Below are 23,808 nucleotides of genomic sequence, written 5' to 3' on the forward strand. Positions count from 1 at the left end.
CTTCCCGGAAGAGACCATCGTGACGACTGAAAATAATAAGCCAACTCCCCGTCGACGTTCGCGTAACCAGCCGCGCGAAGGGAATCTGACGCCAGCCGCAACCCGGGCCCGGCGGCGCAGAATGGTTGTTCCGACAGCTGAAGACTATGCTGACATGCCAACATCCCCAGCGCGGTTCATCAACCGGGAGCTTTCCTGGCTCGACTTTAATCAACGCGTCATCGAAGAAGCCGAAAGTTCGCGCAATCCGCTTCTGGAGCGTGTCCGTTTTCTGTCCATCAGCGCCAGTAATCTGGACGAATTCTATTCAGTACGTGTTGCGGGTCTGGTGGGGCAGGTTCGGGAAGGGCTGGTCGTTCGGAGCCCGGATGGAGCAACACCTGTTCAGCAGCTTTCGGCCGTCCGTCAGAAAGCCCGGTTTCTGCTCGCAGAGCAGCAGCGGGTCTGGCATCAGCTTCAAGACGAGTTGAAATATGCCGGGATTTCCATCCTATCCACAGAAGGTTTGGATGGGACTGATCTTGCGCAGCTCTCAGACCTGTTTGATGAGCGCGTCTTTCCGGTTCTGACCCCACTCGCAGTCGATCCCTCACACCCGTTGCCGTTTATTCCGAACATGGGATTGGCGCTGGTTATGCGTCTCAAGGACCCTGCGTCGGGCAAGCATGTCATGGACGGATTGATTCTGCTGCCAGCACAGGTGCCGCGTTTCCTGCGCCTTCCGTCACGGGTCGACGAAGGCAAGGATGCCACGGGTGAAATCCGCTTTATCCTGCTTGAAGACCTGATCAGCCTGTTCGCAGATCGCCTGTTCCCCGGTCTCATGATTGGTGCGGCCGGTGTCCTACGGATTATCCGCGATACGGACGTTGAGTTTGAAGACGAGGCGGAAGATCTCGTCCGGTCTTACGAAACAGCTCTCAAGCAACGCCGTCGCGGTGTTGGGATCCATCTGGCTCTTGATCACAAGCTCCCTGAAACGCTCGGGCGCGAAATGGGTGAAGAGTTGGGTGTTGGTGACGAAGATGTCGTGGTCATGCCCAATTTTGTGGGCGTTGTAGATCTCAAACAGCTGATTGTGGATGACCGCCCGGATCTGGTGTTTCCGCCCTACACGCCGCGCTTTCCGGAACGCATTCTGGATTATGACGGAGACTGCTTCGCGGCGATCCGGGCTAAAGATATTGTCGTCCACCACCCGTTCGAGAGCTTCGATGTGGTGGTGCAGTTCCTTAGGCAGGCTGCGCGTGATCCGAATGTTCTGGCCATCAAGCAGACGCTTTACCGGACCTCACGGGATAGCCCGATCGTTCATGCCCTGATTGAGGCAGCGGAATCCGGCAAGTCCGTCACGGCCATGGTTGAGTTGCGTGCACGGTTTGATGAAGAGGCCAACATCCGTCTTTCGCGTGCTCTGGAAGCCGCTGGCGTGCAGGTTGTCTTTGGGTTCGCGCATCTGAAGACCCATGCGAAGTTGAGCCTTGTCGTCCGTCGTGAAAGCGGGACGCTACGTTCTTATGCCCATTTCGGGACTGGGAACTATCATCCCATTACAGCCCGGATTTACACGGATCTTTCGTTCTTTACCTGCGATCCAAAATTGGCTTCGGACTCTGCGCGGCTGTTCAATTACATGACCGGGTATGCCACGCCGGAAAAAATGGATGCGCTGGCGTTCTCTCCCATGACGATCCGTTCCACGCTTGAGCAACTCATCAGGGATGAGATCGCGCATGCAAAGGCAGGCCGTCCCGCCCGGATCTGGCTGAAAATGAACAGTCTGGTCGATGCCGAACTGATCGACCTGCTCTACGAAGCGTCCCAGGCCGGAGTGAAGATCGTCGGGATCATCCGTGGGATTTGCTGTCTGCGTCCGGGTGTACCGGGCCTGTCTGACAACATCGACATCAAGTCCATTGTCGGTCGTTTTCTGGAGCATGCGCGTGTCTTTGCGTTTGGAAATGGTCACCGGATGCCATCGCATAAGGCAAAAGTTTTCATTTCTTCGGCGGACTGGATGGTGCGAAACATGGATTGGCGGGTAGAAGCAATGGTGCCTATCACCAATCCCACCGTCCACGCGCAGATTCTCGGCCAGATCATGACCATGAATATCAAGGACAACCTTCAGAGCTGGACGCTCTCCAAGGATGGTCGTTGGCATCGGGTGTCTCCTGGTGCACACCCGTTCTCCGCACACGAGTACTTCATGAACAATCCCTCCCTGTCTGGCCGTGGGTCGGCCGCACGGGAAAAAGCTCTTCCGGAGGCCCATCGCCCGCGCGAACGGCCTGACCGGATTCTGGAAGACTGAAACCTCATGTCATCATCTGCACAGCGCTCCGCCATCGTCGATCTCGGGTCCAACTCCGTTCGGCTCGTGGTTTTTGAAGGCGTAGCGCGCAATCCGCTCCCCATCTTCAATGAGAAGGTTACGCTCAAGCTGGGGCGCGGTCTGGATGCAACGGGTCGCCTGAACGACGAGGGCGTTACCTTGGCGATGGACGTGTTGGGCCGGTTCCACACCGTCGCGCGGGCCATGGGAGCGGAACCTTTCGAGGTTCTGGCTACCGCGGCTGTGCGTGATGCCTCCAACGGGCCTGACTTCGTTTCTGCCATCCGGGCAAGAATGCCGGGTGTGGCCATTCGTGTGCTCGAAGGCACTGAGGAAGCAGATTATGCGGCCCGTGGTGTTCTCTGCGGGCTGCCGGAAGCCAATGGTCTGGTCGCGGATATCGGCGGCGGCTCACTGGAGCTGATCCACGTTGCTGACGGGCAGTATTACGAAGCCCTGACAACCAAGCTTGGCGTCATTCGTCTTCAGGATCGGGCGAAGGGTGTTCTGCTGGAAGCTGAGCGGATTGCCTCTGAAATGCTCCAGGAGGTCAACTGGCTTCCGGGTATGAGTGGCCGCCCATTGTATCTGGTCGGCGGAGCGTTCCGGGCTCTGGCACGTCTTCAGATTGCACGGACGCAGTATCCTCTGAATCTTGTCCATCTCTTCACGCTTTCCGAGGGTGAAGCACGCGAGATGTCGGATTGGGTCATCGGTGCCTCAAAACGCACTCTTGAAAAATTGCCGAATGCCCCACGGAAGCGGTTGGGTGATGCACCCTTCGCAGCGGTCGTTCTCAAGTGCCTGATGGAACGTGTTCGTCCGTCCAAAGTGGTGTTCAGCGTGGATGGCCTGCGGGAAGGCTGGTACATGCGGCACGTCGCCTCCTCTGTCGCCGGGGAGGATCCCATGACGACGCTGGCAGAGGAAATGGCGGACCGTTTGGCGCGAAGCGTGACGCTTTCCAAGGCGCTCGTGGATTGGACGACACCGATTTTTCGGGGTGAAACACCGTCCCAGAAGCGTCTGCGTCAACTGACCTGTACCCTTTCGGATATCGGATCCTACGATCATCCGGAATATCGTGCTGAACAGACCTATCAGCGTGTGATGCATTGTCACGGCGTGGGGTTCGAACACACGGCCCGTGCATTTATCGGCCTGACCCTGGCCGTGCGTTATGAAGTGGCGATGGACTCTCCACTGATTGAGCCCTCGCGCCGCCTTCTGTCCCGCTCTGAAATTGATCGTGCTGTGAAGCTGGGTCTGGCGCTGCGTCTGGCCTATACGCTGTGCGCGGGAACAGAAGTGTTGCTGGAAGAATGTCGCCTGCTGGTGGAAGAACCTCAGCTTGTGCTGATCCTCGGTGCACGGAGTGTGCGTGCAGCAGGAAGTGCAGTCCGTCGACGCTTTGAACGATTGGCCGCAGCCATGCAGCTTGAGGCTCAGGTAAGGGAAGAATGAGTTTGAGAATGAAGATCGGGACTAAGGCTGCATTGGGACTGTGTGCGGCCCTCACGATTGGTGCCGGCCTTGTCGGTTGTGGCAAGGTTCCTGGGCATGACCGTAACAAGTTGTGGGAGCTTGTCGGGAGCCGTTGCGCGAAGGACGCCCAGCATCATCCGTGTGCAGTGTATGATCCGCAGGACGGCTATGCTCTCCTGAAAGACCTGTACGGGCATGGTCAGTATCTACTGATCCCGACGCGGAAAGTGCCAGGCATCGAAGACCCTTCGCTGCTTCAGCCCGAAACGCCAAACTATTTCTCTGAAGCCTGGTCCGAACGTCATCGGGTCCCGGAAGGGTATGGTTTTCCCGTTCCAGACGACCACCTTTCGCTGACCATCAATTCTCGTGATGGCCGGACGCAGGACCAGCTGCATATTCATATCGATTGTCTGACGCCCTACGTCCGTGGGGAAATCGACAAGAACATGATTGGTGAGGACTGGACCCCGGTCTCCCTTTACGGTCATCCGTATCGTGCCAAGCTGGTGCAGACCCTTGATCCGTCCCCTTTCCGTCTGATCGGTGCGGACAACATGGGTGACCATACGATCGTGGTGACGCCGGGTCATCATGGCGGCTTCGTCATTCTCGACGATGTCGCTCATGCTCTGGACCGTGCGTCCGGCGAGGAAGTTCAGGATCACAAGTGCAAGATTGATGATCCGAAACACAAGAGCATGCATATGGACGGCATGGAGCCGGGTATGCACATGAATGGGATGATGTAACCCTTCATCTTGTTCTCTGCCTCCGGGACTGGCATGGTTCGATCATCCTCGAACACTTGCTAATCCCGGAGATTGCCCGTGAACTGGCCTTTATTGGCGCTGGCCGTGGGCGCGTTCGCCATCGGAACCACAGAATTCACTCCGATGGGTCTTCTGCCTGTCATTGCACAGGGCCTTCAGGTTACCGTCCCGAAAGCGGGCGGACTTGTAACGGCTTACGCTGTGGGCGTGATGGTCGGCGCGCCTTTCATTACTCTTCTTCTTGCAAGACTTCGCCGGAAATTCGCCCTGACACTCCTGATGGGGCTTTACGTTGCGGGGAACCTCCTTTCTGCCGTGGCAGGAAGTTACGAGCTTCTGTTTGCTTCTCGTGTACTGACCAGCCTGGCACATGGCGCATTCTTCGGGCTGGGCGCTGTAGAAGCGTCTGCCGTTGTTGCACCAGAGCGCCGGGCGAGTGCAGTTGCGACCATGTTCATGGGTTTGACAGTCGCCAATATCGTTGGCGTGCCTGCCGCAACGTGGCTGGGTATGAATTTCGGCTGGCATATGGCCTTTGGTGTGACAGCTATTCTTGGCGTTCTGACCATGATTGCCGTGCAACTTGCTCTTCCCGCTCGAGAGGCAGGCCCTGTTCCAGACGTTGCAAGTGAACTCAAGGCGTTGCTGAGGGCGAACGTCCTCCTCGCCTTGACCACAACGGCTATCGGGGCAGGGGCCATGTTCGTGCTCTACACGTACATCACGCCTATTCTTCAGCACATCACGCATGCAAGCCCACTGGTCATTACGGTTGCCCTGATGCTGACTGGTGTCGGCTTCTCAATCGGAAATGCGATTGGTGGTCGCAGCGCAGACCGCTCTCTGGATGGCAGTCTGCTCATGTTTTTCCCCATTCTAGGGGCCGTCATGCTGCTCTTCCCTTGGGCGGCTCAAACCGTGCCGGGTGCGTTGATCGCAACTCTTGTCTGGGGCGCAGCGACATTCGCGCTGATGCCTGCTCTTCAGATGCGCGTCATGCAGGCGGCTCATGATGCACCCGCCCTAGCATCCTCGGTTAATATTGGTGCCTTCAATCTTGGAAATGCGCTTGGTGCCGCTTTAGGAGGGGTCGCCTTGTCCATGGGGTTGGGTTATCCCGGTGTTTCCGTTATCGGAACGGCTCTGGCCTTGGTTGGGGTCGGTCTTGTTCTCTTTTCGCGAAAGGTGGCCCCGCCATGACCCGTTCCTTTCTGCTCGCCACCGGGCTTTTCTTCAGTGCGGCTCTCACGCCATTTGCAGCGTACGCCGAGCAGCCTGCCAACGTTGGTGACGCTGTCATGGCTGCCAGCGCGTATCATGATAGCGGCGATTATCAGCACGATTTCGACACGGTGATCGCACAGGCTCGTCATTGGATATCCGAGCGGGCGCCTCAGGTTCGCAAGCCGGCTATTGTTCTCGATATTGACGAGACGACACTCTCCAATTGGGACGAGATCCGTGCGGACAACTTTGGTTATATTGCCAATGGTCCGTGTGATGCGCTGCCGAAAGGTCCTTGCGGGGCGATTGCCTGGGAAAAGAGCGGCCGTGCTCCGGCGTTCGCTTCCACGCTGGCTCTGATTGATGAAGCCGAGCGAAATCATGTCGCTGTGTTCTTCATCACGGGCCGTCATGAAGATGAGCGCGAAGCGACAGCACGCAATCTTCATCTGGCTGGAATCAAGCATTGGGACGGACTGGATCTGCGCCCAATGACATCTCATGGGTATGCGGCGCACTATAAGGCACCAGCACGCGCTGCCATCGAGGCCAAGGGGTATACGATCATTGCAAGTCTGGGAGATCAGCCTTCTGATCTTGCGGACGGACATGCAGAGAAGGGCTTTCTTCTCCCCAACCCGTTTTATCGCGTTCCCTGAGACATATCTGTTTTCGGTATAAAAAAGGTGCTCAGGAGAAAATCCTGAGCACCTTTTTTTGTGGCCTCAAAACGACTTTAGAAGACGTTCCAGATAGTCCAGTTCACCCTGAGGGCGAGTTCTGTCGGAAGCGCGACGACGTAGCTCACGTTCGATGTCCCGCGCCCTGTCACGGGCGTTACGATCAGGGATGTGGGCGTCCGAATCTTTGCCGCTCTGGCCTTCGCCGAGCTTGCGGCCCAGTGGATCCTGATCCTTGCGGTCTTCGTCCCCGTCGTCGTCATCTTCGGCGTCAGGCTGATCGCCTCCGTCACCCTGCTGTCCAGCTTTGCCATGCTGCTGTTGCCCGGAGCCACCACCGCCCATGGATGGGATGAAACTCAGGCTTCCGCCTTTACCCTGACCCGACCCGCCGGACTTCTGGCTCTGGCGCATCTGCTTTCCGGCCTCAGACAGATCTGCGAGAGCCTTCTGTTCTGCCGTAAGTGCCTGATCATCCTTACGGTCTGCCAAGGCCTTGCGGGCATCCTGCATATCCGCTTTTGCCTTGTCGAACGCAGTGGCGGGCTTGCCTGTCAGGTCCTTTACCCGCCGGCCAAGAATTTCATCCACACGAGATAGTGCACGCTGAAAGGCATGATCTGCGCGACGTTCAGGCGACTGTGCAGCGACTGTCGCAGGATCGACAGGCGCTGTCGGTTTTGGAGATGCTGGCTGTTCCATATTCGGCGGGGGCTGCATTCCAAGCTGGCGCAGCAAATCGGCTGTAGACATCTGGCTGATGTCTTCATGACCGTCCTGCTGGTCAGGCGGCAGAGCGGCCTTGCGGGCGGCAGACAAACGGGCCTGTGCATGATCCAGCAGGGTCGTTTCCCGATGAACCAGATCATGAAGGGCGGCACGTTGCGCGCGTGCTTCTTCCTGAGCCTTCATCTGAGCCGCGAGGGCTTTCAGATCTTCCGGCGTGGCCTGACGCATATGCTCGGCCATGTCTTCCATCTGCTGGAGTTTACGTAATGCTTCATCCCCATGCCCCTGCGATGCATCGTTCTGAAGGCGCTGCATCTGATCCGACCATGGATCAGCAGAGCTTGTGCCGGACTGCGGCATCATGATGCCGCTTTGGGCTGCCTTCTGAAAAAGAAGCTGCATGCGGTGGTTAAGGGCGTCTTTGAGAGCTTTCGTGCGCTTCTGAAGTTCTTCCTGTTCAGCCAGCGTATGGCCTTTCTCTCCCAGAGACTGCATGTGATCGAGCTGTTGCTGAACACCCTGCTGTGCTGCCCGGACGGCCGCGGCTGCATCCGCAATTTCCGGCCCGTCCCGGCGGAGATCATCAAGATACAGAGCCAGTGCCCAAAGCTGCCCCGGCACCTGTTCCGCCGCTCCTTCAGGAGCATTGGGCTCCAGGGAAGCAATATCGAGGCCAAGTGGGGCGAGGAGGGCGAGGACATCCGTTGTCTGCGTCAGGAGCTTCAGTTCGTCTGCCGCCTGCTGCGGGCGTTCCTGTCCCAGCATCAAGCGGCGACGCAATGCGACAATGGCTCGTGCCAGTGGGTCCGAAAACTTCCGGGAGCCTAGGCGGAAGCGCACAAAAGCACTGTGGTTTTCCCGGCCGGAGACACTAACGGCATGAAGGCTGCCTTCGACTTCCATTCCGGCAAACGGGTCCGAAGAAAGATCCGGGCGTGCCTCTCCCTTTGCATCTTTGGGGTGTCCATTCAGTGGCACTGGAACACGCACGACGCGGCCTTTAGGCAGGTCAGGCAGTCTGATTTCCGCTTCCAGAGAGGCTACGCCATAAGTCTGTTGAACGTGCCAGGGAAGGCTGGTGCGCCAGTCATCTTTTTGGGGAGCGGGTTTTCCGTTCCAGGCTACGACTGGGGGCAGATCCGGCTCGACGTCCACGCGCCATGAACCCAGCGTGCGGCCGCGGGCTTTTAGAGTAACAGTGCCGGTCTGCTGCAACGTCGCTTTTTCGCTCCAGCTCTGTTCGTCCAGACGGTCATGACTGATGGAGGTCGCCCCCCGAAGAACCGGACGCCCGGATGTGCCTGTGATGGTCGCATTCAGAATGGCACCCTGAGGAACGTGGATGGGATTGCCCTGCTGCGTTTGCGACAGAAACACTGGCGCGCCGGGAGCGTAGGATGGTCGGTCGATCCAGGTCTGAACGGACGGGAGCGGAATACTGTCGTCATCGACACCGGGCACAAGGCCAGCGTGCAAGCGGGATTGGGAATGTGATCCGCTCAGAACGGCCGCAATGGCAAGGGCTGCGGCGACAGAGACAAGCCCGAGTTTTTCCTGCGTCGTGACGTCTGGCTTTGGCAGGCTGACCTTAAGCGGCCCCAGAGAAGAAACCACACGTTGAACGTGCTGCGTCCAGATGGCGCCTTGTTCGCCATCTGCTGCGTAGGCCGGGCGGTCGGCAAGAGTCAGAAGGGGCTGATAGGCCAGGCGAGAGTCGCGCTCGATCCGGCGATCAACCTGAGCATCCGTAGGCTGCGGGATAGCAAGCAGCCCTTTGACGCTCAGCCAGAAGGCAGTTCCTAAGACTGTGAGCTCGAAAAGAGCGTGTAACCAGTCAGGCAGTGACTGGGGAATGCGGGCCAGACAAGCCAGCAGGTAGAATGCCGCAAGAAGCAAAGACCAGCGCAGAGCTGGCCAGGCGTGTTCCCACCACAGAACGCGTCGAGCGCGACGGCGGACGGATGCTAGGCGAGCTGCTGCGGCAAACGAATCAGCCATGGGCGGGAAGGAGCCAGTCCGGAATAGTTTCTGCTGCGATCAGGTCTTCGACGCTCTGGCGCTGGCGAATGATCTCCCAGCGACCATTATCGACCAGAACCTGCGCAGCAAACGGCCGGGAATTATAGGTCGAACTCATGACGGATCCGTACGCTCCCGTATCCAGAAGGGCCACAAGATCTCCGCGCTTCAGGGAAGCGGGCAGAACCCGGTCCTTGGCAAAGATATCGCTGCTTTCACAGACTGGCCCCACCACGTCCCACGGCTTGAGTGCATCGTTGAATGCCGCCGGAGCGACGGGCAGAATACCGTGCCAAGAATCATAAAGCGCAGGACGGGCGAGATCGTTCATTGCCGCGTCGATCACGACGAAATCCGGATTGCCCGCTTTTGTTTCGATCACACGGGACAGCAAAATTCCTGTCGGAGCAGAGAGCCAGCGGCCGGGCTCAATGCTGAGCTCTACCCCAAGGTCTCCAAGTGTTTCGGCAATGACACCGGCCAACATTTCCGGTGGTGGAGCGATTTCGTCCTGATAGCGAATGCCTAGGCCGCCGCCACAGTCCACTGTTTTGACGGTATGCCCTAGGGCACGAATTTCCCGAACCATATCTGCCAGACGGGAATAGCCCTGGCGGAACGGCTCGGCCGTCAGCATCTGACTGCCGAGATGAACTGCCAGACCGACAAGCTCCACATGCTCCAAAGCCGAGGCTTCGGCGTACAGTTCGACCGCACGGCGGTGCTCAATCCCGAACTTGTCTCCTGCGCGGCCAGTGCTGATCTTGTCATGCGTCTGGGCGTCGACGTCCGGGTTCACGCGGAGTGCCGCCGGAGCAATCTTGCCGCAGGCCCGTGCAATATCGTTCAGGCGATAAAGCTCTTCCACGCTCTCGACATTGATCTGTCGGATGCCGTGTTCCACTGCGGCGCGAAGTTCAAGGTCCGATTTCCCGACGCCTGAAAAGACGATTCCATCCGGCTTGATCCCGGCATGTAGTGCGCGGGTCATCTCTCCACCGCTCACGATGTCCACGCCATAGCCACATTCGCGGAGGATCGTCAGTGTGGCTTGATGATCCTGTGATTTCATCGCGAAATGGAAATGCACCGGCAACCTGCGAGATTCAAACGCAGCTTTGAGCGCGTTTGCCCGGCGACGCAGAGTGCCTGCTCCTGTGATCCAGCAGGGTGTTCCTGCTACGGCGGCGATGACATGCAGAGGCACGCCTTCAAAAAGAAGACCATCGCGCGCATTGACCTCCAGAGGAGGGCGGCTTGTCAGAAGGTCGTTGAGCGTGGGTTCGGAAGAGAGAGCATTCATGATCTTCCTACCGTATCGTGGACGCTTGGATGTTCCAAGCTGTTCACACAGGCGCTAGTGTCTGAATTATGATGGAAGAACTGATCTCCCGGGCTCTTGAAGCCCGATCCCGGGCCTATGCGCCATACTCCCGCTTTCAGGTTGGCGCGGCCCTGCGCTGTGAGGGCGTGGTTCATTCAGGCTGTAATGTCGAGAATGCAGCCTATCCGCTCGGAACCTGTGCTGAAGGCGGCGCGATTTCAGCCATGATTCTTGCCGGGGGCCGGCGCATTGAGGAAATCGTGATTGTAGGGGGCGGAGATCAACCTTGCACACCATGTGGCGGCTGTCGGCAGAAGCTACGTGAATTCGGCCTGCCTGATCTGAAAGTGCACATGATTTCGCCCACAGGAACCTTGCTCCTGACACGTACCCTCGCAGAGTTGCTGCCTGACGCATTCGGTCCGGACAATCTGGAATGAAATACTGGCCCTGTCTGCTTGGACTGCTGGTGGTGGGAACGGTCTGTGCGCAGCCTCTTCCGTCTCTGCCCGGTCTTGGGGACGGGGCCAGACGTGAACTGATTGATGTCCGTGCGGCACCCTGGCGAATTCTGGGGCGAGTACAGACAGAACTCGGTGTCAAATGCACGGGTTTTGCCGTTGCTCCCAATGTAGTCATGACGGCAGCTCACTGTCTCTGGCTGCCGAAGACGCACACTTATATACGACCAGGCGATGTTCATGTGCTGATGGGATACTCGCGGGGCTCATACCGCCAACATGCTCATGTTGTGCGATTCATTATCCCACCCGGATACGACCCGAAAAACGAATCCGCTACTGGGGCCAGTGATCGGGCAACACTGTTGCTGTCAGAACCAGTTATCGCGACGCGGGACCTGCTTCCGGCGATTCCGGTGCAGGATGGCGCAAGGGCAATGCTGGTTGGGTATTCGCAAGATAGAAACGAAGTGCCATTCGGCGATCTGGACTGTCATATCAATGGAGTGACAGTCAGTGGCCTTGTCCATCACGATTGCGAGGCGACAAAAGGAGTGAGCGGCGCTCCGCTTCTGCTTCAAAAGTCTGACGGAACGTGGGGTATCGGCGGGCTTGCTGTCGCGGCAGATGTGGGGCCGGGCGGGTTGGCTGCTCCGCTCGTTCCCTAGTTGATCGCAGAAGAATTTTCATAATTCTGCAAACATCGCCTGCATGACGCGTTTGAAGGGTCGGGAAACATCATTCGTGATGTTCCCGCTTTTTATTCGGTCCGGAAAGGGGCACTTTATGTATGTCATGGCAGGGAAAGGAACGGCGTCTGTCGGGCAGTCTCGTGGCATGCATGCGAGCAACGCCTATCTGACGCATCGCAAGAATGTTCTGGTGGTTGAAGACCAGGCTCTATTGCGCTTCCTGGCTGCGGATATGCTTGAAGATGCGGGCTATAACCCGATTCTTGCTGCGACTGCCGATGAAGCCATGGATATCCTTTCCAAAGGAGAAGCCGTCGATTTGGTATTTTCTGACGTGAATATGCCCGGACGGATTAACGGACTGGATCTGGCTGAGACGGTGGGCGCTCGTTGGCCGCAGATCGGTGTGGTGCTGACCTCTGGTGCTTATCTTCAGGAAAAGCGGCCTCTGCCAAACAAGGCGATGTTCCTTCCCAAGCCATACGAATGGGAAGACGTCTATCGCGCCCTTAAGGCGTTGCAGCACTGATTTTTATGAAGACGTCGTGTGGTGCACCCGAAAGGACTTGAACCTCTAACCCCCAGATTCGTAGTCTGGTGCTCTATCCAGTTGAGCTACGGGTGCGAACACGATATGTTTTTGGCAGAGCCAAAAGTAAGATGGTGCACCCGAAAGGACTTGAACCTCTAACCCCCAGATTCGTAGTCTGGTGCTCTATCCAGTTGAGCTACGGGTGCGTCTTGAGGCGGGGTTTTACAGGCGGTTTTAAAACCTGACAACCCCCCTCCGAAAATTAATTTCTACTTTCTTGTCATGGTGATGTGGGCCCGACAGGCGCTGGAACCGAAAGTGCCGCCAATCGCCTGGCCAACGGGATATCCGTTAAAAACCAGTGCAGTCTGGTGGCCATTCATGTCCTTGCTGGCAAGTTCCGCATGATAGTGATGTGCGCCAGGTTGATAGGTTCCCACGAGAACCTCAGAGCCGTCTCCCGGTGTAAAAACGATTTTTCGTCCACGGATTTCGAGCGTGGACGTGCGTTCGGTCGGGCAGGAGCCTTGATCCGTGACGAGCGCGCCTACCCACCGTCCTGAGGGATCATTTCCAGGGTCAGGAGTGGCGCAAGCTGCCAGAAAAGCCATGGCAGAAAGAGAAAAAAGAGCGATCGGGCGCATGTTGTGCCTGTCCTGTGATGCAGAATGGATGACGCAGACGACACAACACCTTATAGGAGAGCATCAAAAGGCACCATGAACACGGAACGCGAGGCCATCACATTGACCCAGCAGGACGCCACCACCGTCGCGAAGCTCGACGAAACACTCCACGAAGACCGCATCCTCATTCTGGATTTCGGAAGCCAGGTAACGCAGCTTATCGCCCGCCGCGTGCGCGAAAGCGGCGTTTACTGCGAAATCTGGCCCTTCACGGCGACAGACGAAAAGATCCGCGAATTCAATCCACGTGGCATTATTCTGTCGGGTAGCCCTGCCAGCGTCCATGATGAAAACGCTCCTGCGATTCCGGAAATCGTGTTCTCCCTGAACCGCCCGGTTCTCGGTATCTGCTATGGCCAGCAGGCCATGTGCCAGAAGCTGGGCGGTAAGGTCGAAACGCACGAACATCGTGAATTCGGTCGCGCCTATATCGACATCGCTGAAGATTGCGCTCTGTTCCGTGGCGTTTGGGCTCGTGGTAAGCGCGAGCAGGTCTGGATGAGCCATGGTGACCGTGTAACGCAGCTTCCGCCGGGCTTCCGTGCTGTTGCCTATTCGGAAGGGGCTCCGTTCGCGATCATCGCCGATGAAGGCCGTCGCCTGTATGGTGTGCAGTTCCATCCGGAAGTCGTGCACACGCCGCATGGTGCTGCGCTGATCCGTAACTTTACGCACAATGTTGCGGGTTGCAGCGGCACGTGGACGATGGCTGGCTTCCGCGAGCTGGAAATCGCTCGTATCCGCAAGCAGGTCGGGGATGGCCGCGTCATTTGTGGTCTGTCCGGCGGTGTGGACAGCTCCGTGGCTGCGAAGCTGATCCACGATGCTATCGGCGACCAGCTGACCTGTATTTTCGTTGATCCAGGCATCCTGCGTTCCGGTGAGGCCGACGAGGTCGTTAAGACGTTCCGCGGTCGCTTCAATATCCGTCTGGTTCACCGCGACGCATCTGACCTGTTCCTGAGTGAACTTGCAGGCGTCAAAGATCCGGAAATCAAGCGGAAGACCATTGGCCGTCTCTTTATCGAAGTGTTCGAGGAAGAAGCTGCAAAGCTTGGTGGCGCGCAGTTTCTTGCTCAGGGTACGCTCTACCCAGACGTGATTGAAAGCGTCAGCTTCACGGGCGGCCCGTCCGTTACCATCAAGTCCCATCATAACGTTGGCGGCTTGCCGGATCGCATGAACATGCAGCTGGTCGAGCCTCTCCGCGAACTGTTCAAGGATGAAGTTCGTGAACTGGGGCGTGAACTTGGCATTCCGGAACACATCGTGGGACGTCATCCGTTCCCAGGGCCGGGGCTTGCTATTCGTATTCCAGGTGAGATCGACAAGGAAAAGCTGGATCTTCTGCGGAAGGTGGACGCGATCTACCTGGAAGAAATCCGCAATGCCGGCCTGTATGATGCCATCTGGCAGGCTTTTGCGGTTCTGCTTCCTGTGCGGACTGTCGGTGTGATGGGCGACGGCCGGACCTATGATCAGGCCTGCGCTCTGCGTGCCGTGACCAGTACTGACGGCATGACGGCTGAAGTCTATCCGTTCGACTTCGCGTTCCTGAATCGCGTTGCTGGCCGTATCGTTAATGAAGTCCGGGGTGTTAACCGCGTGACTTACGACATTACGTCCAAGCCACCGGGGACGATCGAGTGGGAATGAGGATTTTAAGCCTCTAGCCATTTGGAAAAGGCCTGTCCCCTATGGGGCAGGCCTTTTTTTATGATGTTGCGGAGAGTGTGGGGGTTCGTACCGCTCTCGATTTAGAGCAATCGCAACATTAGTTTTTATAGCAAAACAATATCGACCTCGTTCAGACTTAGCCTGTTCGTGTCCTGGCCATTTTCTGGCGGACAAAACGAGTGGGGAATTGCCGGTGTCAGCCATGGAGAAGAGCTGAAAGTTTCGTTGGTTCTCTGCTGAAGCCACGTGGGGTCTTCGAAGACGCGGCGACAATTCCTGCTTTTTGAACATCTGGACAATAGGACGAGGGCTAACGACGTGCGTCGCAGACTGATCTTGAAGATGCTTCCAGCGGGGCTACTGGCATTACGAGGGCAGGGGTATGCCCAAGATCGCGGAACCGGGCTGATACCAGCTTTTAAAGGTACGCCCCGGATTGCCGTGGGTGGGATTGCGTCAGAATGCAGTACTTACAGCCGTATTCGCTCCCGCATGCCGGAGTTCACCACGCTCCGAGGCAACGAAATTTTCGGAGCGCCGCTGTCCCAGCCGCTGCATCGTTATGATTTTGACCTCCTGCCGACCCTGGAAGCATCCGCCCCACCAGGCGGCCCAGTTGAGCGCAAGACGTATGAGGCTTTGAAAGCAGAATATCTTGAGCGTCTGCGCAAGCTCTTGCCGCTGGACGGTGTTTATCTGGCGATGCATGGCGCCCTGAGTGTCGAAGGCATGGATGATGCGGAAGGGGACTGGTATGCCGCAACGAGGTCTGTCGTCGGGCCGGATTGCCTATTATCTGCCTATTACGATCTTCACGGCAATCTTAGTCAGCGCAGTGTCGATACACTGGATGCTCTGACGGCATACCGTACCGCGCCGCATGTTGATCGTATCGAGAATGTCATGCGGGCTACGGATATGCTTACGCATTGTCTGCGTTACGGCCTGCGCCCCGGAATTGTGTGGGCAAGCATACCGGCGCTGCTTCCGGGGGAGCAGAGCAGCACAGAATGGGAGCCTGGCCGCCGCCTGTGGGCAGATCTGGCGGAATATAATCGGCTTCCGGGTATTCTCGATGTCTCCCAACTGGTTGGATATGTCTGGGCTGATGAACCCCGTTCGGCTGCATCCGTGGTTGTCACAGGTACGAACGTCGAAGAGCAGAAACGCATCGCTACGGAACTGGCGCAGCGATACTGGGACGCACGACACGACTTTCATTTCGGCACACCAACCGGGACGATCGATGAGTGTCTCAGCCGTGCGATGTCATCAAAAACGCATCCCGTGGTCATTTCGGATTCCGGAGATAATCCGGGCGGTGGCGGCAACTCTGACCAGACTTTTTTCCTTCAGGCTTTGCTAAGAGCTGGCGCGAAGAATGTCCTGCTGGGCGGCATGACGGACCGGCCTGCAACGGATGCCTGTTACAAGGCGGGTGTTGGCGCAGTTCTTCCGTTATCTATCGGCGCGACTTTAGACCCCGTGATGTGCAAGCCTGTGCATGTCCGCGCGACTGTGAAACATCTGACGCCGGTCTCGCATTCCGATGAAGGTGAAGCTGTCATTGAATTCAATGGCATCACGGCGACGCTTTCTGCTCGGCGGCGTCTGTATCATTCGGCGGAAGCATTCCGGGATATTGGGCTGGAGCCAACGAATTTCAGTATTGTCGTTCTGAAATGCGGGTATCTCAACCCAACCATGAAGCCACTGGCCAATCCGGCACTCATGGCGCTTTCGCCGGGGGCTATCAATCAGGATATAGTCAATATCGGTAATCATCGCCGTAAACCGACATGGCCTTGGGTTCCTGACCTGACATACACGCCGGAACCTTACGTGTCGGCCCGAATTCATCGCAGCTAGAAGGCAGGGATAGCGTAGGCCGATTTGCCTTCTGATCGGCAGAAAATCTAGATCTCCGATAACTGGATGGTCATCAAAAGCGGACAAAATGCTCGTTAAGCTCTACATACAAAAAAGGCCTGCTCCCTTCGAAGCAGGCCTTTTTGAGGTCTGGAAAGACCTTACGGTTCCATATGATGCTTATGGCCTGTCAGCTCAGTTGTAAGCTGGGCGCGGGCCTCACCGGATGGAAATTTCTCAGTATGAAGGTTGATGTAGCTTTTGCCGGCGAGCACGTCCTTCACCTGATCCGGGGTCAGGGTGAGCGTTCCAGTCATACGTGTCTGATAAGGGCCGGGAATCGGAGCGATCACGCCTGCATCTTCACCATCGGCTGCCGGGCCATGCAGATGGATTGCATTGACCGGACCTGTCAGGCCGTTGTCTTCAAAGCGGTAGGAGAGGGTGTTTTTTGTCGTGTCCAGCATGGCGGAGGCTGATCCCTTGATCGGGGATGTGGCGCCGTGTTCGCCCTTGAACGGACCAAAAAGATGGATCGTTTCAGCGGAAGCAGGCAGGGCCGTGACAGACAGACCTAGCGCGAGAGCGGTAACGAAGAAACCTGTACGCATGGAACGTGATCCTTGCAGAAGTTGGAGACACTGAACGCGGTGTCAGGTCTCCAGTTCAGTGTTCCAGTACAGATAATCACGCCAGCTTTCGTGAAGATAGTGGGGCGGGAAGGTCCTCCCGTTTTCCTGAAGAAGCCGACTGCTGGGCTGATCGGGTTTCCGGTGGGGATGCATGCCGATCTCGCTGGGGAGGCGGGAGCCTTTGAGGAGATTGCAGGGGCTGCAGGCGGTAACAACGTTCTGCCAGGTTGTCTTCCCGCCCTTTGCCCGAGGGATGACGTGATCAAAAGTCAGTTCATGTGTTGGCAATCGATCATGGCAGTACTGACACGAAAAATTGTCCCGCAAGAAAACGTTGAATCGTGTGAAAGCGGGTTTTCGTGCTGAGGGAATGTAATCTTTCAGTGCGATAACGCTGGGTAGGCGCATGGCCATGCTGGGAGAGTGAACGACGGCGTCTTCGTACTCTGATAGAACGGATACCCGGTCCAGAAACACAGCCTTCACGGCTTCCTGCCATGACCATAGCGACAGCGGAAAGTATGAGAGCGGACGAAAATCCGCATTCAGAACAAGAGCCGGAAAATGCTGACTACTGACAGGCACCACGCGCTTCCTTTTTTGAAGGACGGCACATGCGGGAACTTCGGCGTAGAAAACTTAAGACAAACGCCGATAAACATGCGTCGTCGGCTTCTTTGAGATAACTATTTCAGTAAAATTCATGAACTGCAAGAAAACCCTGATGAAAGCTTGATGACGCTGCCTCCTGTAACGCGCTTTGCGCCCAGCCCGACTGGTTTCTTGCATCTTGGACACGTTGTGTCTGCCCTTCACGCGCGTGCGTCCGCCGGACAGGGTGGGCGGTTTCTTGTGCGGATTGAGGACATTGATACCGCGCGGTGCACGTCGGCTTTTACCGATGCTCTGAAAGAGGACCTGCAATGGCTGGGGCTATGGCCGCAGGAGACTGTGCGTCAGCAATCCCTTCATCTGGCGGAATATGCGCATGTTTTGTCTGAACTCAGAAGCAGGGGGCTTATCTATCCCTGTTTCTGCACGCGCGCCGAGATCGCTGCGGCTTCCGAACGTTGTGCTCCAGACGGAAGCATTGTTTATCCGGGCACATGTCTTCGAAGCGCCCGGTCAATCTCCGGGCGTGTGCCAGCCTGGCGTCTGAACATGGCGCGCGCGCTTGATGAGCTTCAGGAAGTGCCGTCCTGGTATGAAGTGGGTGACGAAAGAATTTCTGGCCGGGCTGACGAATTTGGAGACGTTGTGCTGGCCCGACGGGACACGGGTGTTTCCTATCACCTTTGCGTCACGCATGATGATGCCCAACAAGGTGTGAACTGCGTCACGCGTGGTCGGGATCTGTATGACGCAACATCCATTCATCGTGTTCTTCAGTGCTTGATGAAATGGCCAGAACCTCACTATCGCCATCATGCCCTTATCAAAGACGAGAGTGGGCAGAAGCTCTCGAAACGGAATGGGGTAGAAGGTATTCGCACTTTGCGCGCTGCGGGGTGGATACCCGAGCAAATTCTGGCTCATCCGCTCGTGCTTGAAGCGCTTGCGGAGAGCTAAAGTCATGGAGCGGCCTGACGGGGGCCAAGCTGCTCCATCACATAGTGACTCTCAGAAAAAGCGTTACTCCGCAGGATAAGTGCGCGGATATGTGACGTCAGAGTCTGGGCCTGGTGGGCGTGGTGCACCTTTCTTTCCGCAGGCACTCAGGCTGGTGCTGAGGGCGAGAAGTGTCAGGCTGAGAAGCAGAAAACGTTTCATGTCGTCTCTCCAAGTTTGTTCAGCCAAACCTGCGCCTGCTGCTGAACGTTGGACGGAGCCGTGCCGCCAAAGCTGGTGCGGGAGGCGAGGGAAGATTCAACCGTCAGAACATCAAAAATCCCTGCATTGATGCCCGGCTCCACGGCCTGCATTTCGGCAAGGGAGAGATCAGCCAGATCACAGCCTTTCTGTTCAGCCAGGCCGACCAAACGGCCTGTAACGTGATGAGCCGTTCGGAAAGGCACGCGGAGTTCACGCACCAGCCAGTCCGCCAGATCTGTGGCGGTGGAAAAGCCCATGCCTGCGACTTCACGCATACGGTCCGTGTTGGGCTTAAGGTCTCGGATCATTCCGTCCATAGCAGCAAGGGACAGCGTCATGGCTTCTGTCGCGTCAAAGACAGGCTCTTTGTCTTCCTGCGTGTCCTTTGCGTAAGCCAGCGGCAGTCCCTTCATAACAGTCAGCAGGCCAACGAAATTCCCCATAATGCGGCCGATCTTGGCGCGCACCAGTTCAGCCGCGTCGGGGTTACGCTTCTGGGGCATGATGGACGAGCCGGTTGTGAACGCGTCCGACAGGGTTACGAATCCGAAAGGAGCGGATGCCCACATGACGATTTCTTCAGCCAGTCGCGACAGATGCATGGCCTGAAGAGACAGGGCTGACAGGAACTCCAGAGCGAAATCACGGTCTGAAACGGCGTCGAGCGAATTGGCCGTCGGGCGATCAAAATCCAGCGCTGCTGCCGTCATTGCACGGTCGATCGGGAAGGACGTTCCAGCCAGAGCCGCTGATCCTAGCGGGCATTCGTTCAACCGAGCCCGTGCATCGCGCAGGCGTCCACGGTCGCGGGAGAGCATTTCAACGTAAGCCAGAAGGTGATGGCCGAACGTTACAGGCTGAGCGACCTGAAGATGCGTGAAGCCGGGCATCGGCGTTGCGTGATGTTCCAGTGCGCGTGTCGCAAGGGCGCGCATCAGGGAGGCGGTCTGTTCCTGAAGGCCGTCAATCGCATCACGCACCCACAGGCGGAAATCTGTGGCCACCTGATCATTGCGGGACCGTGCCGTGTGCAGGCGCTTGCCGGCTTCGCCAATCCGCTCGGAGAGGCGTGCCTCGATGTTCATGTGAATGTCTTCGAGGGCAGGGGAGAACTCGAAGCGTCCTTCGCCGATTTCCTGCGCGATATCACCCAGCCCTTGCCGGATTTCCGCAAGCTCGGTTTCCGTCAGCAGGCCGACCTTCTGAAGCATCGCTGCATGTGCGAGAGAGCCGCGGATATCCTGACGCCAGAGGATTTTATCAAAGCCGATGGAAGCGTTGATCTCACTCATGATCGCAGCCGGTCCGGAGGCGAAACGGCCACCCCATTGCGGGTTGGCAGCCGTACCTTCAAAGCTTGAGGCAGGATCGGTTTCTTTTTCGACAGGAACGTTTTTCATGATAACCGTAACAGGATGAAACAGAAGCAGATCGACCGGCGAACCCTTCTTTCAGGAGGTCTAAGCCTAGCTGCGGCGGCCAGCCTGCGCAATTCCGCACGTGCTGAAGATCGCCCGAAACCGATTGTTCCGTCTCTGGAGCCGGGGGCGGCACGTCTTGCTCCGCTGGAATTGAAGCTCCAGCGGCCGGAGGGCGGCAGTCGTGCCTTGTCCGCCTGGCGTGGCACGCCATTTGTTCTGCATGTCTGGGCAACCTGGTGTGCGCCCTGCAAGCACGAACTGCCGCAGCTGGACGCCTTTATGAAGGCGCTTGGAGACGACAGCCCTATCGTCCCGGTCGCTATGGCCAGTCATGGGCCTGATGCTGTCGCTGCGTTTCTTAAGGCGCAAAATCTGACCCATATTGATCCGTGGTCTGCGGATGCTCATGAATTCCAGAGCTGGCTGGGCGACAAGCCGCTGAGCTTTCCTTCTACCTATCTGATTGATGCAGAGGGTCGTCTTCGCGCGGTGATTGAAGGCGAAACGGACTGGGGGGCGCCAGAGAGTGTGGCGCAGTTCAGAAAAGTTATTGCAGCTTTGAAAAAGTAATGGTGTTCTGGCGAAAGTGACAGCAGAACGAGTGATTTGATGGCAGTGACGATTGGTCGGCGTGGATTTATTGCGGGCGTAGGCGGTTTAAGTGTGGCTGCCGGCCTGTCTGGCGCCGCATGGGCTGGAAAGCAGGAAAATCTTCGTTCGGTCAGGAGTTTGGCGCCGGGTAAGCCGCAGCTTGAGCCTGTAGCGCTGCAACTGATTGGCCCAGCAGGGGCAACGCAATCGCTGGCCTCAATGCGGGGTAAGCCGTTCCTGCTGCATGTGTGGGCAACGTGGTGCGGTCCTTGCAAACAGGAGCTTCCAAAGCTCGACGCTTTCTGTGCTTCCCTGGGAACAGACTGTCCCATCATTCCCGCTGCTGTAGCCAGTGGCACACCGGAAAAGGTCGCGTCATTTCTGGATGCGGCGGGTCTGAAGCACCTCCCGGCGTGGACGATGGACAAGGCTGCTTACAAAGCATGGTTGAAGACATCCGATGTCGCCATTCCAGTCACATACCTGATTGATTCGTCGGGTCGTCTTCGGGCTGCGGCCGAAGGTGGTGTGAACTGGTCCGCCCCTGATGCCGCGCGTCAACTGCACGACGTTCTTGCCGGAATCTGATTTTAATTTTCTGACGACACCAGGAATTCCACTAATGGCTTTTTCTTTGACCCGCCGTGCCGCCCTCGCCGGAGCCGCCGGACTGCTCGCTTCTTCCCGTGTTTTCAGTGCTTCAGCTGAAGACAAAGGCATACCCTTTGTCCCGAATTCGTTCGGCGTTCTGGCCAAGCCTCGTGCTCTGCCAGTGCTCTCTTTCCAGAATGAGCAGGGGCAGGAAGTCCCTTTGTCGCATTGGTTCGGCAAGCCCTTCGTTCTGCACTTCTGGGCGACCTGGTGCCCGCCATGCATTCGTGAACTTCCGTCCGTTAACGCGACGGCCAAGGCTCTGGGCGCAGACGGGCCACAGATTGTGACGGCAGCCGTACGCGGCAGTACGGTGCCAAAGGTCCGGGCTTTTTATGATGCACACCAGATTGACGCCCTGCCGCTTCTCGTGGACCCGACGTCCTCTGTAATGATGGAAACGGCGGATCAGGATGCTCTGGTGGCGTCTATCAAGCATGTACGTCCGGACGATCTGAAAGATCTTACGCCAAGTGTCATGGCGCTGCATGGCGTGCCCCGGTCCCTTCTGCTGAACGCCAAGGGTGAGGTTGTTGCCGAGGCCATTGGGAATATGGACTGGTCTGCCGATGCGGTCCGCCATACCTTGTCCGTCCTCGCAGGCTAACAACGTAAAGAGTCGATGTCCCTTTCTCTGCTGGGTGCCGATGATCCGGCACCGTTCCTCCTGTTCCCCGAGACCCAGCCGTCACCGTTTGTGCTGGTGAGTGACCATGCGGGAAAAGCTGTTCCCAAAGCACTGGAGTTTCTGGGCGTCAGGGAACCGGACTGGCACCGGCATATTGCATGGGACATCGGAATCGTCGGGGTAGGGCGGTTTCTGCGTGACCTGCTGGGCTCTCCCCTGATTGAGCAGGTCTATTCCCGGCTGGTCATCGATTGTAATCGTGCGCCGGGTCACCCGACATCCATGCCCCATGTCAGTGATGGGACCTACGTTCCAGGAAACAGTGAAGCACCTGTTCATTGCCGGACACGGCGCGAGCGCGAAATCCTTCATCCCTATCACGATGCAATTGCCGAGGTTCTGGCGGAACGGACATCGCGCCCGACGGCGCTGATTGCCCTGCACAGTTTTACTCCGGAAATGACGGGTGTTCGGCGCCCTTGGCAGATCGGCATTCTTCATCACAAGGATAGCCGGATGGCTCGTGCGATGATCGATACTCTGCGGGCAGAAGGTGATCTTTGCGTTGGAGACAACGAGCCTTACGTCCTGACCGATACCAACGAATACACAGTCCCCCGGCATGCAGAAGCAAACGGGTTGCCCTATCTGGAAATTGAACTTCGACAGGACCTTATTGCGGATGAGGAGGGGCAACGTGCATGGGCGGAGCGTCTCGCAAGACTTCTGCCTCAGGTCTGGGAGACACTGGCTGCATGATTGACGGACATACAAAACTTGCTGGTGTCATGGGATGGCCCGTAGAGCATTCCCGTTCGCCCATGCTGCACAATCACTGGTGCAGGGTTCACGATGTGAACGGGGCGTATGTGCCGCTCCCCACGCGACCGGAACATTTTGAGGCTGCTCTCAAGGGCTTGGCTGCAGCGGGCTTTCAGGGCGTGAACGTCACGATTCCGCACAAGGAAGCCGCGATGCGAGCCTGCGACAGCATGACGGATACCGCCAGGCGTGCGGGAGCCGTTAATACGGTGCGTTTTGAGAATGGTCAGATTATCGGTGACTGCACTGACGGTACGGGTTTTTGTGACAACCTCACCGCGCATGGCGTCACCTTGTCCGGCCGAGCGCTAATCCTGGGGGCTGGAGGCGCAGCGCGCGCTGTTGCGGCTGCACTGCTGGATCGCGGCTGTGAGGTTGTAGTCGCGAACCGAACCATGGCGCGCGCCGAAGCGATGGTCGAGGCCCTGAAGGGAGGGGAAGCTGTCGAGTGGTATGACTGGCCGTCTCTCCTTCCGGGCTGTTCACTTCTGGTCAATGCAACGTCGCTGGGTATGAACGGCAAAGCCAACATAGACTGGGATGCAATGCTGCGGCAGGCCGGGTCCAGCCTGTGCGTGACAGATATTGTTTATACTCCGCGGGAGACACCGCTCCTGAAAGCGGCAAAAGCTGCCGATCTGCAAACGGTTGATGGTCTCGGGATGCTGATTCATCAGGCTCGGGCAGGGTTTCGATCCTGGTTCGGAGTAGACCCGGAAGCCGATGAGGCAACCTTTAATCTACTGGCTGCAAGTCTGCGCTAAC

The 23,808-nt window shown here is 57.4% G+C and carries 23 protein-coding genes and 2 tRNA genes; 16 read left to right on the forward strand and 9 right to left on the reverse strand.

Annotation, left to right across the window (positions count from 1 at the left end; genetic code table 11):
* Positions 1-121 precede the first annotated feature (121 nt).
* The 5 genes from KP702_RS03100 (at position 122) to KP702_RS03120 (ending at position 6,476) form a co-directional block, all read left to right on the forward strand.
* Positions 122-2,314, forward strand: a complete 2,193-nt coding sequence (locus KP702_RS03100) for an RNA degradosome polyphosphate kinase (RefSeq protein ID WP_215768547.1) — start codon at positions 122-124, stop codon at positions 2,312-2,314.
* Positions 2,315-2,320: 6 nt separating this feature from the next.
* Complete coding sequence (locus KP702_RS03105; protein ID WP_046899624.1) at positions 2,321-3,799, forward strand: Ppx/GppA family phosphatase; 1,479 nt, start codon at positions 2,321-2,323, stop codon at positions 3,797-3,799.
* 8 nt (positions 3,800-3,807) lie between these two features.
* Positions 3,808-4,572: a CDP-diacylglycerol diphosphatase gene (locus KP702_RS03110; protein ID WP_215768482.1), complete on the forward strand. Its 765-nt coding sequence runs from the start codon at positions 3,808-3,810 to the stop codon at positions 4,570-4,572.
* Between the two features lie 78 nt (positions 4,573-4,650).
* Positions 4,651-5,793, forward strand: a complete 1,143-nt coding sequence (locus KP702_RS03115) for an MFS transporter (RefSeq protein WP_202206613.1) — start codon at positions 4,651-4,653, stop codon at positions 5,791-5,793.
* Entirely contained in the window at positions 5,790-6,476 is a 687-nt protein-coding gene (locus KP702_RS03120) for an HAD family acid phosphatase (protein WP_202206614.1), read from the forward strand. The genes KP702_RS03115 and KP702_RS03120 overlap by 4 nt, the downstream gene beginning before the upstream one ends.
* Before the next feature lie 66 nt (positions 6,477-6,542).
* Here KP702_RS03120 and KP702_RS03125 read toward each other — a convergent pair whose 3' ends face one another.
* Both KP702_RS03125 and lysA read right to left on the reverse strand, forming a co-directional pair.
* The gene (locus KP702_RS03125; protein WP_215768483.1) at positions 6,543-9,224 is read right to left on the reverse strand and encodes a DUF4175 domain-containing protein; all 2,682 of its coding nucleotides are present in this window, start codon (positions 9,222-9,224) and stop codon (positions 6,543-6,545) included.
* Positions 9,217-10,548 carry a diaminopimelate decarboxylase gene (lysA, locus tag KP702_RS03130; protein ID WP_202206616.1) on the reverse strand — a complete coding sequence of 444 codons (1,332 nt, stop codon included), beginning with the start codon at positions 10,546-10,548 and terminating at the stop codon, positions 9,217-9,219. Before lysA ends, KP702_RS03125 begins: the two co-directional genes overlap by 8 nt.
* Before the next feature lie 68 nt (positions 10,549-10,616).
* On the opposite strand from lysA, the gene KP702_RS03135 reads away from it, so the two are divergent.
* From KP702_RS03135 to KP702_RS03145, 3 genes are all read left to right on the forward strand, one after another.
* Positions 10,617-11,009: a cytidine deaminase gene (locus KP702_RS03135; RefSeq protein ID WP_202206617.1), complete on the forward strand. Its 393-nt coding sequence runs from the start codon at positions 10,617-10,619 to the stop codon at positions 11,007-11,009.
* The gene (locus KP702_RS03140) at positions 11,006-11,698 is read left to right on the forward strand and encodes a serine protease (RefSeq protein WP_202206618.1); all 693 of its coding nucleotides are present in this window, start codon (positions 11,006-11,008) and stop codon (positions 11,696-11,698) included. The genes KP702_RS03135 and KP702_RS03140 overlap by 4 nt, the downstream gene beginning before the upstream one ends.
* Before the next feature lie 79 nt (positions 11,699-11,777).
* On the forward strand, positions 11,778-12,251 hold the full coding sequence (locus tag KP702_RS03145; RefSeq protein ID WP_237389862.1) for a response regulator: 474 nt from the start codon (positions 11,778-11,780) through the stop codon (positions 12,249-12,251).
* 19 nt (positions 12,252-12,270) lie between these two features.
* Here the strand turns inward: KP702_RS03145 and KP702_RS03150 are convergent.
* The 3 genes from KP702_RS03150 to KP702_RS03160 form a co-directional block, all read right to left on the reverse strand.
* Positions 12,271-12,347: transfer RNA gene (locus KP702_RS03150), tRNA-Arg, on the reverse strand.
* A gap of 36 nt (positions 12,348-12,383) precedes the next feature.
* Positions 12,384-12,460: transfer RNA gene (locus tag KP702_RS03155), tRNA-Arg, on the reverse strand.
* Positions 12,461-12,523: 63 nt separating this feature from the next.
* On the reverse strand, positions 12,524-12,898 hold the full coding sequence (locus KP702_RS03160; RefSeq protein WP_202206619.1) for a hypothetical protein: 375 nt from the start codon (positions 12,896-12,898) through the stop codon (positions 12,524-12,526).
* Positions 12,899-12,973: 75 nt separating this feature from the next.
* Between KP702_RS03160 and guaA the strand changes: the two genes are divergently transcribed.
* Both guaA and KP702_RS03170 read left to right on the forward strand, forming a co-directional pair.
* Complete coding sequence (gene guaA / locus KP702_RS03165; RefSeq protein ID WP_202206620.1) at positions 12,974-14,596, forward strand: glutamine-hydrolyzing GMP synthase; 1,623 nt, start codon at positions 12,974-12,976, stop codon at positions 14,594-14,596.
* A gap of 339 nt (positions 14,597-14,935) precedes the next feature.
* On the forward strand, positions 14,936-16,486 hold the full coding sequence (locus KP702_RS03170; RefSeq protein WP_237389842.1) for a M81 family metallopeptidase: 1,551 nt from the start codon (positions 14,936-14,938) through the stop codon (positions 16,484-16,486).
* 161 nt (positions 16,487-16,647) lie between these two features.
* Here KP702_RS03170 and KP702_RS03175 read toward each other — a convergent pair whose 3' ends face one another.
* Positions 16,648-17,097, reverse strand: a complete 450-nt coding sequence (locus tag KP702_RS03175) for a CHRD domain-containing protein (RefSeq protein ID WP_202206621.1) — start codon at positions 17,095-17,097, stop codon at positions 16,648-16,650.
* Positions 17,098-17,139: 42 nt separating this feature from the next.
* Complete coding sequence (locus tag KP702_RS03180) at positions 17,140-17,703, reverse strand: HNH endonuclease (RefSeq protein ID WP_046899613.1); 564 nt, start codon at positions 17,701-17,703, stop codon at positions 17,140-17,142.
* A 150-nt stretch (positions 17,704-17,853) separates the two neighbouring features.
* Here KP702_RS03180 and gluQRS point away from each other — a divergent pair, with 150 nt between their 5' ends.
* Positions 17,854-18,687 (forward strand): tRNA glutamyl-Q(34) synthetase GluQRS, encoded by an 834-nt coding sequence (gluQRS, locus tag KP702_RS03185; RefSeq protein WP_202206622.1) that lies wholly within the window; start codon positions 17,854-17,856, stop codon positions 18,685-18,687.
* Positions 18,688-18,750: 63 nt separating this feature from the next.
* On the opposite strand, the gene lptM is transcribed toward gluQRS, so the two are convergent.
* On the reverse strand, positions 18,751-18,888 hold the full coding sequence (gene lptM, locus KP702_RS03190) for an LPS translocon maturation chaperone LptM (protein ID WP_202206623.1): 138 nt from the start codon (positions 18,886-18,888) through the stop codon (positions 18,751-18,753).
* A complete protein-coding gene (argH, locus tag KP702_RS03195) occupies positions 18,885-20,330 on the reverse strand; it encodes an argininosuccinate lyase (protein WP_202206624.1) in 1,446 nt (481 codons plus the stop codon). The genes lptM and argH overlap by 4 nt, the downstream gene beginning before the upstream one ends.
* A gap of 15 nt (positions 20,331-20,345) precedes the next feature.
* Between argH and KP702_RS03200 the strand changes: the two genes are divergently transcribed.
* From KP702_RS03200 to KP702_RS03220, 5 genes are read left to right on the forward strand one after another with little or no spacing between them, the layout of a single operon-like run.
* Positions 20,346-20,921 carry a TlpA disulfide reductase family protein gene (locus tag KP702_RS03200; protein WP_046899610.1) on the forward strand — a complete coding sequence of 192 codons (576 nt, stop codon included), beginning with the start codon at positions 20,346-20,348 and terminating at the stop codon, positions 20,919-20,921.
* A 39-nt stretch (positions 20,922-20,960) separates the two neighbouring features.
* A complete protein-coding gene (locus tag KP702_RS03205) occupies positions 20,961-21,530 on the forward strand; it encodes a TlpA disulfide reductase family protein (protein WP_215768484.1) in 570 nt (189 codons plus the stop codon).
* Positions 21,531-21,564: 34 nt separating this feature from the next.
* On the forward strand, positions 21,565-22,200 hold the full coding sequence (locus KP702_RS03210; RefSeq protein ID WP_215768485.1) for a TlpA disulfide reductase family protein: 636 nt from the start codon (positions 21,565-21,567) through the stop codon (positions 22,198-22,200).
* Positions 22,201-22,215: 15 nt separating this feature from the next.
* Complete coding sequence (locus KP702_RS03215) at positions 22,216-22,980, forward strand: N-formylglutamate amidohydrolase (protein ID WP_202206627.1); 765 nt, start codon at positions 22,216-22,218, stop codon at positions 22,978-22,980.
* Positions 22,977-23,807: a shikimate dehydrogenase gene (locus KP702_RS03220; protein WP_202206797.1), complete on the forward strand. Its 831-nt coding sequence runs from the start codon at positions 22,977-22,979 to the stop codon at positions 23,805-23,807. The genes KP702_RS03215 and KP702_RS03220 overlap by 4 nt, the downstream gene beginning before the upstream one ends.
* Position 23,808 lies beyond the last annotated feature (1 nt).

The sequence above is a fragment of the Gluconobacter sp. P5B12 genome (assembly GCF_018812035.1).
Classification (GTDB): domain Bacteria; phylum Pseudomonadota; class Alphaproteobacteria; order Acetobacterales; family Acetobacteraceae; genus Gluconobacter.